At 44.8% G+C, this 13,726-nt stretch carries 9 protein-coding genes; 5 read left to right on the top strand and 4 right to left on the bottom strand.

The genetic code is table 11. The features are described from left to right. Positions 1 to 153: 153 nt before the first annotated feature. From FE296_RS19645 to FE296_RS19655, 3 genes are all read right to left on the bottom strand, one after another. The gene (locus FE296_RS19645) at positions 154 to 570 is read right to left on the bottom strand and encodes a hypothetical protein (protein WP_124117516.1); all 417 of its coding nucleotides are present in this window, start codon (positions 568 to 570) and stop codon (positions 154 to 156) included. A gap of 303 nt (positions 571 to 873) precedes the next feature. Continuing rightward, on the bottom strand, positions 874 to 1,761 hold the full coding sequence (locus tag FE296_RS19650; protein ID WP_150366057.1) for an SDR family oxidoreductase: 888 nt from the start codon (positions 1,759 to 1,761) through the stop codon (positions 874 to 876). 294 nt (positions 1,762 to 2,055) lie between these two features. Continuing rightward, positions 2,056 to 2,403 (bottom strand): winged helix-turn-helix transcriptional regulator, encoded by a 348-nt coding sequence (locus tag FE296_RS19655; RefSeq protein WP_124117520.1) that lies wholly within the window; start codon positions 2,401 to 2,403, stop codon positions 2,056 to 2,058. Between the two features lie 253 nt (positions 2,404 to 2,656). Here FE296_RS19655 and FE296_RS19660 point away from each other — a divergent pair, with 253 nt between their 5' ends. Then, positions 2,657 to 4,234, top strand: a complete 1,578-nt coding sequence (locus FE296_RS19660; RefSeq protein ID WP_190945379.1) for a class I adenylate-forming enzyme family protein — start codon at positions 2,657 to 2,659, stop codon at positions 4,232 to 4,234. Positions 4,235 to 4,375: 141 nt separating this feature from the next. On the opposite strand, the gene FE296_RS19665 is transcribed toward FE296_RS19660, so the two are convergent. Beyond that, positions 4,376 to 7,210 carry an endo-beta-N-acetylglucosaminidase gene (locus tag FE296_RS19665; protein WP_150366059.1) on the bottom strand — a complete coding sequence of 945 codons (2,835 nt, stop codon included), beginning with the start codon at positions 7,208 to 7,210 and terminating at the stop codon, positions 4,376 to 4,378. A 402-nt stretch (positions 7,211 to 7,612) separates the two neighbouring features. Here FE296_RS19665 and FE296_RS19670 point away from each other — a divergent pair, with 402 nt between their 5' ends. The 4 genes from FE296_RS19670 to FE296_RS19685 all read left to right on the top strand — a co-directional run bounded on the left by FE296_RS19670 (position 7,613) and on the right by FE296_RS19685 (position 13,725). Next, positions 7,613 to 9,442 carry a sensor histidine kinase gene (locus tag FE296_RS19670; protein ID WP_150366060.1) on the top strand — a complete coding sequence of 610 codons (1,830 nt, stop codon included), beginning with the start codon at positions 7,613 to 7,615 and terminating at the stop codon, positions 9,440 to 9,442. A gap of 1 nt (position 9,443) precedes the next feature. Next, positions 9,444 to 10,964 (top strand): response regulator transcription factor, encoded by a 1,521-nt coding sequence (locus FE296_RS19675; RefSeq protein WP_150366061.1) that lies wholly within the window; start codon positions 9,444 to 9,446, stop codon positions 10,962 to 10,964. A 281-nt stretch (positions 10,965 to 11,245) separates the two neighbouring features. Further along, the gene (locus FE296_RS19680; RefSeq protein WP_124117530.1) at positions 11,246 to 12,718 is read left to right on the top strand and encodes an ABC transporter substrate-binding protein; all 1,473 of its coding nucleotides are present in this window, start codon (positions 11,246 to 11,248) and stop codon (positions 12,716 to 12,718) included. A gap of 77 nt (positions 12,719 to 12,795) precedes the next feature. After that, positions 12,796 to 13,725: an ABC transporter permease gene (locus FE296_RS19685; protein ID WP_124117532.1), complete on the top strand. Its 930-nt coding sequence runs from the start codon at positions 12,796 to 12,798 to the stop codon at positions 13,723 to 13,725. Position 13,726: the final 1 nt, after the last annotated feature.

The following is a 13,726-nucleotide window of genomic DNA, read 5'->3' on the forward strand; positions in this document are numbered from 1 at the left end:
TGAAAACCAAAATTTACTATAAAATTCCGTTCACTAATATGAACGCTACAAACGACATAAAAGTCGTAAAGAAAATCGGTTTACTACAAAATATGAATAAGAGAGCTGTTGTCAGTAGGTAGGGGATAAAGGAAGGGGAGTTAAATAATGCTGTTATTTATCGAATTTAAACCACTGCTGAGATTCTTTCCGAGTCATTTTTTTTACAGGTTTAACTTTTTTGCTTGTGGTATCATATCTGAAAAGAATCCATTGATCTGAAGGATACTCACTAATGTAATCCATATTTTTTCCGTTCTTATGCCATAAAATTAAACCTGTGCTAATATAGTTGGTTGCCCGAGGGAGATGAACTAAACGGTCTTTCTTCGTATCGTATATTGCTAAAATGCTTTTCTCCGTATTTCCATAAGCAAATGCAATGATGTCTTCTTTTGGTGACCAATTATAAGATGTAATGGTTTCGACATCTTGTTTACCTGCGTTTTCAAGATGTTCGTTTAAGATGATGTACTTATAGGTGTTGCAGAAAGCAATGGCTTGTAGACTACTCCAATCTTTGCTTAACATTATTCATTTGTAAAGATATGAAATAAAACAGAGGATTTAAAGTGAGATTTCAAACAGGCTGATTAGTCCTAGTTTGTTGTTCAACAATATGGAATAGACCAGTTAAACAAATTGATCCGTAACCCCAGGATTTTAATGGTATTTTTCAGTCTTCTGAGAAGGAATTGCATCAGAAGATGGTGGAATTTATAAGTAAGTAACCCATACAAAAGTGTATGTTGCCCGGGGGAAGGACCGGGCTTTTTTTAATTGACTAGATATGTTTCTAATGTTCAATACTCCAATTCATTAAGCTAACTAGCTTCAATCTTTAACTTTAGAGAACGGAGATTTGATTTTAAAGAATTCCTTATATGACATTGGTTTTCGGCCAATCAGACGTTCAAGATCTCCAGATATTTCGGAGAATTCTCCAGTGTTAATTCCTCGCACCCAACCTATTAAGAAATCAGTCATAAAAACAGGTAAGCCATTCGCCACCATAGTGTCTATATATTCTTTTTCGCTAATTGCCTCATAAGGGATATTGATCTCACTAATCTCCGAGAGGGCTGTAGCGATGTCTTCGAAAGAGCTTCCCTCGCTGCCACTTAGAGTATATGACTTATTTTCGTGTCCGTTTTGGGTGAGAACGGCTACGTTGGCTGCCGCCAAATCATTCAGAGATGCAGCGGCTACTTTACCGGAACCCTCTGGTACTCGCACACCGAATTTAAGCGCATCTCCGAAATACGAATGCATGACTTCAAGATACGGTGGATTCCGCAAAATGGTATAGTCTAATCCGGATGCTTTAAGCGTTTGTTCAGCAAATAAGTCTGACATCGATACTTCGGGCACAATAAGACTTGAATTTTCTCTTCGTATGATCGACGTGAAAATCACTTGTTTGACACCAGCCTGCTTTGCAGCAGCGATGACGTTGAAATGTTGTGTATTGCGATCGGTAAATGCTACCGCAGAAATGAGCATCACTTTTTCAACACCATCAAAAGCCCGTAGAAGAGAGTTATAATCAAAATAGTCGCCCTGGCGAGCTTCCACACCTTCTTTAACAAATCTTGCCACTTTATCAGATTCCGGATCACGGACTAATATCGCGACCTCATTTGACGGAACTTTTTCGAGAAGAAGTTCTAGCGTTCTGCTACCGAGATTACCTGTTGCTCCAGTAATAAGTATTTTCCCCATATTAACAACTCCTTTGAACGTCTATAAATACATGAAAATAGTTGTTTCACATTTCTCATCTTGAAAACTTACCGTCTTACATTCGTCAGTGTACTACCCCATTCACCGACTGGTTCAAGCCAGATCTCATAGATCACCACACACTCCTATTCTCAATTTTTTTATTTTCTTTATATTACAAGGCTCATTATGTACCATGTAGCACTTTTAAAATAGTACGTACTTTTTTGTTATATAGTAACCAAAAAGTGATAATTGTGATGAATCAGATCATAAATTGATTTTGAAATTACTCTATTCTACATTTAATCTCTGATATTCATCCTTGCTCAATGTCTTCTCTGCATAGATCTGACCCCAATCACAAAGAGTTCGCAAAGCGGGTTCAAGTGACATACCCATTTCTGATATTGAATATTCCACTTTTGGTGGTACCTGATTGTACATTTTTCTTATAATTAAATTATTGCTCTCCAACTCCCGCAACGACTGGACTAGCATTTTCTGAGAAATTGTTGGTATGAGCCTTTTTAATTCACCAGTCCGTTTAGGACCTTTTATTAAGTAATACAGAATAAGAGGTCTCCACTTTCCGCCAATGACATCTAAGGTAATTTCAAGATCACAATAAAAAGTTTTCATTTAAGAAACACCATCCCTCATTTAATTCCCATTATTATAGTACATGTGTTATGAAGGCATCAAAATGCCTAATTAAGCTAGCAAGTAGGTTAACGGCAAGGATCGTATGTTGGCAGAATTGTAATATCAGGAGAATTTATGGTTTTAATAGAGGATAATGATTACTTATTATTCCAGATATATGCTACTCTCTCTTTATTCCATAGTTTTCTTAACGGAAAAAGTGGAAATTAAAATGTTGGGGGTAATTTGCTTGCTTCTATCCGAACGATTGCCTATTGCAGCAAGTCTGTACCCTGAGGAACCTGCGTTAACGCGACATGGGCAAACGATGAGTTATGGGGAGCTTAACGGTCTAGTTGAAAGACTGAGTCATGCTCTATATGTTGAAGGACTCCGGGCCGGTGATCGCTTTGCCCTTTTAGGTGATCCAGATCCCCAGCTCGTTGTTGCGTTTTATGCAGCAGTTGGGATCGGGGCTATACCGCTCGTGCCGTCTCCTATGCTAACAGTGCCTGAACTCGCTGCCATATTTCAGGATGCAGAACCACATATGGTTATTCATGATGACCAACATGCTAAAGCAGCTATTGCCACGGTAAAGCTTCTTGGGTATTGTCCAAAACTGTTCACGACAGACGAAGAAGAGACGATTAGCAGTTCGCTCGCTGCTCTTTTACAGCGGGAACATGTGTTCTCTACAAAAGACCATTTCAAACGAAGTGTAGACGATACGGCAGTCCTGATTTATACGGGCGGGACAACTGGTCGGCCAAAAGGGGTCATGCATTCGCATCGTGGTATGGCTGCTTGGAATCAACTTACGCCTTCTGCAGGCTTCGGTCATGATCTCAAGCGTCGTGTGTTAGTGCTCAACTTATCCCATCTGGTGGGTCAGTTCCAGCTGTGGGCGACCATGGCTGCCGGGGGCTGTCTTGTATTTCTAGACGAATACCCAGCGGATGTACACCGCATTATGGAAGCTATTGAACGTGATCAGATTACACAACTCAGCACCGTAGGCCAACTGCTTCGTGATCTTACCCGCGAGGCATCCGTAGGAGGTAGAAACTTGAAGAGTCTATCGCTTATTGGCTGCGGAGAGTCCATTATTTCCCCGGATACACTTCAGGATGCCGTATCGCAATTTCCTGAAGCTATCATTGTGAACAACTACTCACAAGCGGAATGTGGAATGTCCATAAGCCGCCTTTTTCCTGCTCAGCATATGGGCGATCCTCTTCGCCTTCGATCCGTGGGTCGTCCTGCTGACTTGGCTGCCCAAGGTGAGCAGGCCTTCGAAGTTCGGATATTAGATACGGACGGAAGTGAGACAGTTACGGGCGAGGCTGGAGAAATCGTTGTTCGAGGTGCACAGACCATGCTGGGGTATTGGCGCCAGTTGGAGGCTACTGCCGAGACCATGCCCGATGGCTGGATTCGAACTGGGGATGTCGGTTGTCTGGATGTCGAAGGTTATCTTTATGTGTTTGATCGCTTGAAGGATATGGTTATTGTGGGCGGTTCCAATGTGTTCTGTGCCGAAGTGGAGCATGTTATTGTGAGCCATGAGTCGGTAAGCGAGGCGGCCATAATCGGACATTCTCTTCCTGGCGAAGGCGAGGAACTCGTCGCTTTCATAGTGTTACGGGATGGTGACAGTTTGGATCTGACGCGGGTGCGGGCGTTTTGTGAGCCACACCTTGCTCCGTACAAATGGCCGACTCAACTGTTCATTGTGGATACTTTGCCGAGAACAGCTGTGGATAAAATAGACAAAAAGCAGTTGCGCAAGCATCTATCCTCAATTTCATCCGAAGGACTATGCTAACGGGAATGCTGTTTAATAGCTGTTGGGCAGAATATTTATTGTTAGATCAACAAGAATAGCCCTTCAACTTCCTTTCGGAAGTGAAGGGCTGTTTGTTTTCATTACTGTTATGCTGGTGTACACAAAAAATACTTTGCAGTATTATCTCAAAATCGTAGTAGCCTGATTACCCGCATAATCCTCAATGACCAGCTTCAAAGAGCTGTTGTTGGACGCGGGTGTGAAGGTCAGTTCACTCAGCTTTGTTCTTCCCCGAATGATATACGGGAATTTCTGCGAAACGTAAGTGACTCCGAACTCACGTGCCACCCCATTTTCATAAACATAGATCTTGTACCAGTCCTCCAGATCGGGCAGGGCAAGTGTATATTTTCCATCTTTTACCCTGATCTTTTCCTTGGCGTATGGTGTAATCTGAAGATCTGCCAGCTGTCCGGTATAGGTTACCGGATTTTGGTCGCCAATGGCGATGTTCAGCACATAATGCTCACCATTGGTCGGAAGTCCGGTGAGGATGGCAGACTGTTTTCCTTTTTTGACCTGAAGCGACTTGTTGAAGGGTTCTTTCGTATATTCGGTTTCTAGGGTGAGCTGAATGGACTCGTTGCCTTTACCCTTGTCTTTATTTTTATCCTTGTCTTTATCCTTACCCGTATTCTTATCTTTGTCTTTGCCCGAATCTTTTGCCTTTTTCGGGTTTTTCCAGCTTATAATAGCATCGCCATTCTTTTTGAATTTCACATCAATATTCTGAACGGCTGCATTCAGGTCGTAAGGCAGGAAGGTTGCTTCACTTTCGGTACCATCTGCACCAACAGCACGTATGGACAGTTCACCAGAAGGTTGCTTAAGCGATTTAATATAAAAAGTGGAATCATACACGCCGCCAACATAGGCGCCATTTTCATATAAATTGTATTGCTTGACCTCTGAATAGTCCTTCATGTCCCAGGCGACAACCAGTTCATTGGTGTTGGTCAGTGCTTTGGCAATATGGAACCCGGTTGGTGCATCCGGTACAGCGGCTGAACCGTCGAACATACGAATCTCACCAATGTTCATCTGGTAATTCTCAATCGCTTTGCCATTCGGTTCAAAGAACAATCCCATAGCGGCAATGGTTTTGCCTTGATAGGCGCTCAAATCCAGCGAAGTTGTCTTCCAGCCTTCCGTATGCTGGCCTGAATTAGGCACCTGTACGTTGACTACGTTGGATGGATCGTCTTCGAAGATTAACCCAACATGCAGGGAAGAAGCATCGCTGGTGGACGGTTTGTTATACGTCAGTTCCAGTTTGGATTGTCCGTTGACGGACAGGTCGGTCTTGTACAGGCGCAGGAAGTTGTCCGTGTTCAGTGTACCGTTCACCACGAGAGAGCTGCCGCCATTAAACGCACCGATGGAGTCGTAGTTGTACCTTGCGCCTTTCTCATAAGATGGACCGTAGTCAAAATCAACACTGAGCTTGTCACCTTCACCTTTACTATCCATCCACCATTGCCAAGTGACAGGGATATCCTGAATGTTGATATTCGACCATTCTTTATCGTTCGAGACAGCGCCGTCTTCATAATATTTCAGACCGTGACCCGTATTGAAGCTGGTCGCAAAATTAGAGCCGTTGATAACGGAGCGTTCGGTCAGATAAGCGGCGATTCCATCCCAGTTTGCACCGGAAGCATACACATCCGACAGATCGGCAGACGCATTACGACGTGCATCTGTCGGGTCTTGATTTGGACCAGACCACCAGGCACGATCACGTACAAAGGTCATCCACTGGTACTCATCCTCCGCACGATGATTGGTGCTGCCATCACCCATCTCTTCATCCAGAGCGTTGTGGGTGAAGTCGGCACCTAATGTCGCGATGCTGTTCATCGGTTGACCGTTCTCATCCAGATTATGGCGCAGGTCATAGGATTGCTTCCAGCGGCCGAATTTGTCATGTCCACCTTCGACACCAGCAAATACGGTTTCCAATGGATCCAGTCCCAGACTAAGGGCATGATCACGGGAATCGCGGAGCATCTTATGGTTCCATACATAGTTCAGGAAGATGGAATCCGAAACTCTGCCGAGAACGGAATCCTGCACAAAGGGGCTGTTGAGCCCATTGAATTGGTTCTGGTATTGAATCTTGCCTGTTGTATTGATGGTGGAATCATACCACTGAACGTACAGACCTTTATCTCTTAGATATTTCATGAATTTCTTGTAGGAAGCGATATCCTCAGGGGCTACACCCCGGGCAACCTCTTCCTGATTGAAGAAATATCCATCGTAGTTGTAGTATTCTGCCATCTCGGCCAGTTTCTCGGCCACAGGGAAATTACCGTTTTCATCCTGGATCAGCATTTGTTTGTACGTCTGTGGTCCACGGTCATTGTCTGAGAAAAAGATGTTGGCAATCGACTTGACGCCATTTTTGTGGGCTGCATTGGTATAGGCCGGATTCGGAATGTTCAAAATGCCAAACTCGAAATATTTCTCCGTCCATTCCTTACTTGGGTCATACAGCTCCTCAGGTACTCCCGCAGAGGCCATGCCGTGCCAATAGCTGTAGTAGTCTGTATATTGCCAATAATTGAAGAGGTACTGGCTGAATTCATTGGTGTATGGTGTGCTATCGAAGAATGCATTGCCGTAATCCCCACTCATTGTGAACAGTTGGGTGTCCGGGCTAAGCTCAGGATAAGCCTGTGTGGCAGCGAACGCTTCATTACGGGGCTGCAAGGGAACATGGGCACGAAGTAAATCGCCATGGATATCACTTTCGGGTGTCCAGTTCAGAATCTGGGCCGAGGTGTACCCGTGTTGATAGGGCTGATTCACCCCTTTGGCACTTTCACCGGTGTAAGGGAGCGTATCTCCGGCATAAACGGATGATGCAACAACTTGTCCAAGCAGAGCCGTGGTCAGGACCATGGCAGTGACCTTGGGAATGAGGCCTTTTGGTTTGAGTTTGCGTGTCATGCTGTTCCTCCTTCAAGTGGAATGAATGTAAGGTATTCTTTTACACAAAGCTAAACTTATGGTTAACGATAGTGGATGAAAGCGTTTTTAAATAGGGTGAAATTAAAGAAACACAGATATAAACTAAAGAAAAGTTGCAGGTGACAAGTTAATGTCAGAAGCCTAATGATATAATTCTATATAAGTTGAACTAATTTTTTACACGATAACGAAGAGGACAGAAAAAAACTGAAAAAGCGAAGCGTTCGCATTTATCACCGGATTTTCCCCTTAGAAAAAGGGAATTGAAAAATCTGGGGATAACAGCGATTGGAAGGTTATTCTGTCATCGTAGTGTCAGTGTAAGTAATCTTTAGTTTAACTTATATAGTCAGGAAAACAGCATCGGAGGGAACATGCAACTTGAAAATTGTTAGCGTTTACAATAATTTCTTCAAAAATAATATGTTTATGAAAATGCTCCTGATCTTCTCGATGATATCCATTGTCACGATCATTACATTGTCTTATATCATCTTCCTGTCGGTGTCCGACTCCACGATTCGCCGGGAACTGGCGATCCAGAAAGCGGCGATGGAACATGTGGATCGGTACATTCATCAGCAGTATGAATCGGTACAAAACATGGTGAGGGACATGCATCAGAATGAGGCACTCTCGGCCAACATTACTTACCTGATGAATCATTCGTACGCTGAATATGTTCAGCACATGACGAATGGATATTACGCCAATCAGGATGACTATTCGGCCGATGTGTTGAAACATTTTCAGAACATTATGGATCGCAATTCGCAGATTAACCAACTCATGTTGTATAGCGCTGAGCAGCAGGATCTGTCTACCTTTAATCAACACAAGCAGTTCCGCAAGCTGGACACCAATGTGGCCCATTCCTATATTCCGGACGTGATGGCGATGGAAACGCCCAATATCAGTGCACCCAACTACTGGATTCGCAAAGAGATCAATCAATGGGACCCTGCGCTCTATTCGATCCGCGTACCGATTAATAATACACAGACGCTTCGAAATCTGGGCCAGTTTCTGGTGTTTTTTGACTCGGAGGGAATCGGGAATGCGCTGGACAACTACGAGAGTAATCTCAAGGGAGAAATCGTGGTGTTATCGGCGAAAGGTACAGTGTTATTTGACTCCAACAATCATTATTACGGGAAGAAGTACCCCTACGTGAATGTGGCCGATTCGCTGTTTGATCAGACGGATATGGATTCAATGAAAAAGGAGCAGAACATGTACGTGAACAAGTTTGTCTCCGCCGATCAGGGTTATGTGGTCATTGGCACCGTTCCGCTAGAAGAGATGGCTGAAACCTATGCGGGCATTCGCAATACCATCATCTCGATCAGTATCGTATGTATTCTGTTTGCCGTGCTGGTTCCGGCGTTTTTCATTATTAACTTTGCCAAACGAACCCGTCGAATCATTCGCTTCACCCAAAAAGTGAAATATGGCAATTTGACGGCTCGCATCGACGATCCGCGTGATGATGAACTGGGGCAGATATCCCATAGCTTCAACGACATGCTGGACGAGCTGAATCTGTACATTGAACGCGTCTACAAAGCCGAGATCAAACAGAAGGAGACGGAACTGGTCGCGTTACAGGCGCGTATCAATCCTCATTTTCTCTACAATACGCTTGAAGTGATTCGGATGAGGGCGATATCCCAAGGGGCGAGAGATGTCGGCGAGATGATCTATAGTCTATCCGTATTGTTCAAGGGCCTGGTACAGCAGAAGAAAAATTATACGCTGAAGGATGAGATGGAAGCTTGTCGCTTGTATCTGGAGTTATTCCGAATCCGCTACAAGGATATTTTCATATATACGATCCAGATCGATGCTGCCTATTATCAACACCCTGTGGTGAAACTTTCGCTGCAGCCCATCATTGAGAATTATGTCGTACACGGCATTCAGACGGAACGTTCGGATAACCGATTATCGATTGTTGTGGAAGAGACAGATGATGTGGTGCAAGTGGAAGTCAAAGATAATGGCAAAGGCATTGAACCGGCACGCCTGACGGAAATCCTTGAAGAACTGGAACGTCCTGAAGAGTCTGGTCAGATGTTCGGGCTGCGCAGTGTCCATAGTCGATTGCGCTTCCTGTATGGGCCAGAGTTCGGTATCACCATAGAGAGCACCCTCGGAGAAGGAACACGGATCAGGGTGCGTTATCCACATACAGAAGGGACAGGTGTGTAATATGTACAAGGTGTTTATTGTGGACGATGAGCCATTCATCATTGAAGGGTTATACGATATTCTGGATTGGTCTTCGTTTGGAATGGAAATTGTGAGCCATGCAGGTAATGGGCAAGCAGCGTTACAAGCGCTCTCTTCTCAGCCTGTGGACATTCTGATTACGGATATATCCATGCCACTCATGAATGGTCTCGATCTGATTCGGGAAGCAAGGCGAGTGCAACCTGAGCTTAAGGTCATTATCCTCAGTGGTTTCAATGAGTTCGAATACCTGAAGGAAGGCATGCAGCTGGGGATCGAAAATTATCTGCTTAAACCGATTAACGTGGAGGAACTGGAATCCACGCTGAGCAACACAGCATCCAAGCTGGATCATATGGTATCACCTCAAGCCGATGATGCTTATGGCATCCAGATTCTAAAAGATAACATTCTTCATCGGTGGCTTACGGGACAGATTGCAGCTACCGAATTTGAAGAACGTGCCCAGTTTATGAACCTTTCTTTGGATGCGCCGGACGTTGCTGTCGCTATATTGCGTGACAAAGACAAAGGGCAAACATTCGGCATGTTTGAACGTGTGGAGGAGATGCTGAAGGACAAGTCCCATCTGAATGTCTTTCATGACATCGATGGTGATCTCGTCATTGTTGCCAATGTCGACGGTAACGAGGATGAGGAACAGAAGTTAATGGATGGCCTTCAGGCTTTATCCGATGCCATCTCAGTAACACATCCTGCGGTACGTATTGGTGTGGGCAGGTTGATGAAGGGGATATACCATGCGCCGGCCAGTTATGAAGAGGCAAAAAAGGCGCTCCAATACGTGATGATCTATCCCGATCTGAAAGTCATCGACCATGCCATTCTGGATCGTTGCGGCAACTCGGCAGCGTCCTTCTTCATTGACTGGAGGGATTACGCGAAACTGATTCTGTCCCGGAATACAGAACAACTTGCGGACCGGATTCGTATGGATTTTGAACAGCATCGCGATGGGCTTACACCTGGGGAGTTACAGAATACCGCACTGGAAGTTGTGATTCGCTTCAAAATGGAACTGGAGGGCATCAAACACTCGGATGAGTCTGCCATATACCAACAAGGGCTTCAACTTGTCCTGGACAGTGGCACTTTTGATGAACTCGTGCGGGCGCTTCAGCAGGTTGGGTCGCAGACGATCCAATCCCTATTGCAGGATCTGAAGAATCCGATTGTAAACCAAGTGCTTCAGCATATCGACAAACACTACGCAGAAGAGCTTTCCCTGAAGCTGCTGGGTGCCCACTATCATCTGCATCCGGTGTATTTGGGACAATTGTTTCATAAGGAGACCGGGGAGACGTTTGCCGAATATATCAACAAATACCGGATTGAACGTGCGAAGGAGCAACTACGCAATTCCAATCTGAAGGTACATGAGATCGCCCGAAATGTGGGGTATTGGGAGACGGGGTATTTCTATAAACAGTTCCGCAAATATGTGGGGATTTCACCGACTGATTTCAAGGTGTTTGGTTAATTCGGTGACGGGTAGATCCAACCATGGGGACAGAGAGCCAAGAGACATATCGGGAACAGGAATGGCATGGTAGAAAATCATGGCATACGTTACCCGGCATGTCTCTTTCATGTAAGCGATTTATTTAAATAGGTACAAAATAGATGCCCAAGGACAATTTCTCTTTAATTTGTACCTCGAAAACTTAAGTTTATCTTCTTTTTGTAAATGCTTTCATTCGATAAGGTTAAAGCAGTTAGTAAGTAGAGCCTAAGGGAACACGAAAAGGGAGGATCAAAGAAATGAGTAAACAAAGAAAACGCTTCTCACTCGTTCTTGCATTGTTAATGGCCGTTACACTTGTTCTTAGTGCCTGTGGAGGAAGCAAAGATGCTTCAGAATCCGGGGGAGCTGGAGATGACGCGGTAGAGTTGATCTGGTATACCATCGGTACCCCTCAGAAAGACGTCAATAAAGTGATGGAAGAAGTGAGCAAGTATACCAAAGAGAAAATTAATGCCACGGTAACGATGAAGATGGTTGACTGGGGTGACTACCCGCAGAAGATGCAGGTTAACGTAGCATCCGGTGAGCCAATGGACATTCTGTTCACTTCTTCTGGTGGATTTGATTATGTACAAAATGCCAGAAAAGGTGCATTCCTTGAACTGGATGACCTGCTTGCTGAATACGGTCAGGATCTCACCAAGACCATTGATCCTGCATTCCTCAGCGGTTCGAAGGTAGACGGACACAATTACGGAATTCCAGCCAACAAAGAGCTGCCTCAACAAGAGGTATGGCGCTTTAACCAAATGCTGGTTGATAAATACAAGCTGGACACCTCTGGTGTCCGTACGTTAGACAGTCTGGAGCCTTTACTGAAAACGATCAAGGAAAACGAGGCAAGTGTAACACCTTTTGCCATGGATAAAAACTATGTTCCTTACGTGCCGTATGACTATGTCATTCAGAATCTGCCGATGGCAATCAAGCTGGATACAACGGACTATAAACTCGTGAACATATTGGAAACACCTGAAATGAAAGAAGCACTTACGACGATGCACAAATATTACAAAGCCGGTTATGTATCTGCTGAAGCAGCTACAACAGGTTCCACGAACGACCTGACAACATCGGGCAACTGGTTCCTGGATCGTGCACAGACACAGCCGCTCGCGGACAACCAATGGTCTGCAAGTTACGGTTATCAAGTCGTTTCAACACCTGCAAGTGAAGCAATTATAACGAATACATCTGTACAAGGTTCCATCATGGCCATCTCGGCCAACTCGGAATATCCAGAGAAAGCGATGGAATTCCTGAACCTGCTGAATACAGATCCTGTGCTGCGTAATATGGTGGACTCCGGTATCGAGGGCACACACTACAAAAAAGTGGATGACACGCATATGGAAAATCTGCCTGAATCGAAAAACTACGATATGCCTTCATACTCCCTTGGGAATAACATGCTGCTCTATCTGAACAGCAATGACCCGGACAACAAATGGGATGAGTTCAAGAAGTTTAACGCTGAAGGTACCAATTCCCCGATCCTCAGCTTTAACTTTGATTCAAGCAATGTATCTGCCGAACTGACGGCGGTACAGAACGTGAAAGAGCAGTATTGGGCAGCATTGATGACAGGTACACTGGACCCGGCAGCCAATCTGGATCAAGTGATTGAGAAGTTCAATCAAGCCGGGCTGGAGAAAGTAATGGCTGAAGCCCAAAGCCAGCTGGATGCCTGGAGAGCGGAAAACAAGTAACAGTACATCGCAAGGATCGGGCGGCTGCTTATCGCGTCCGGTCCTTTTTCATTCAAGCCTGAAGGAGGAACTCCACAATGACTACATTTTTGAAAAACCTGATTAGAAACCGGGTCATGCTGTTCATGGTGCTGCCAGGCGCCATCTGGTTCTTCTTCTTCTCCTACTTGCCTCTTGTGGGTACAGTGGCTGCCTTTAAGGAATATCGGTTCAGTCGTGAAGGGTTCTGGGCAAGTCTGATGAAGAGTGAATGGGTTGGCTGGGACAATTTCAAATTCCTGTTCAGCACAAGTGACGCATGGCTCATTACACGCAACACCCTCTTTTATAACATCGCCATTATCTTCCTGGGACTGGTATTTGCTGTGGCATTGGCAATCCTGCTCTCGGAACTGGTGAATAAACGACTCGCCAAACTGTATCAAACCGGCATGTTTCTGCCGTATTTTCTATCCTGGGTTATTGTTGGTTATTTCGCATTCAGCTTCTTGAGCATGGACCGCGGGATGTTGAATCAGATTATCGGCTGGTTTGGGATGGAACCAATTCAGTGGTACTCCGAGGCGAAATATTGGCCGTATATTCTGGTATTCGTAGCGTTATGGAAAACCATCGGTTATAGCAGCGTTGTCTATCTGGCTTCGATTCTGGGGATTGATAAATCGCTGTATGAAGCAGCCATGATTGATGGAGCAAGCAAGTGGCAGCAGATTCGTAACATTACGATTCCGTTGCTGTCGCCCATCATCACGATTATGACTTTGCTGGCCGTAGGCCGCATTTTCTATGCCGACTTTGGACTGTTCTATCAGGTGCCAAGGGATTCGGGTACGCTCTATTCCGTGACAAATGTTATTGATACGTATGTATATCGTGGTTTGAAAACTAGTGGTGAGATTGGGATGAGTACGGCTGCCGGATTGTATCAATCCGTCGTGGGCTTTGTGCTTGTTATGATCTCCAACTATGTGGTCCGCAAAATCGATAAAGACAGCAGCCTATTCTAGG

This window comes from Paenibacillus sp. UASWS1643 (assembly GCF_008693195.1).
GTDB classification, from domain to species: domain Bacteria; phylum Bacillota; class Bacilli; order Paenibacillales; family Paenibacillaceae; genus Paenibacillus; species Paenibacillus amylolyticus_B.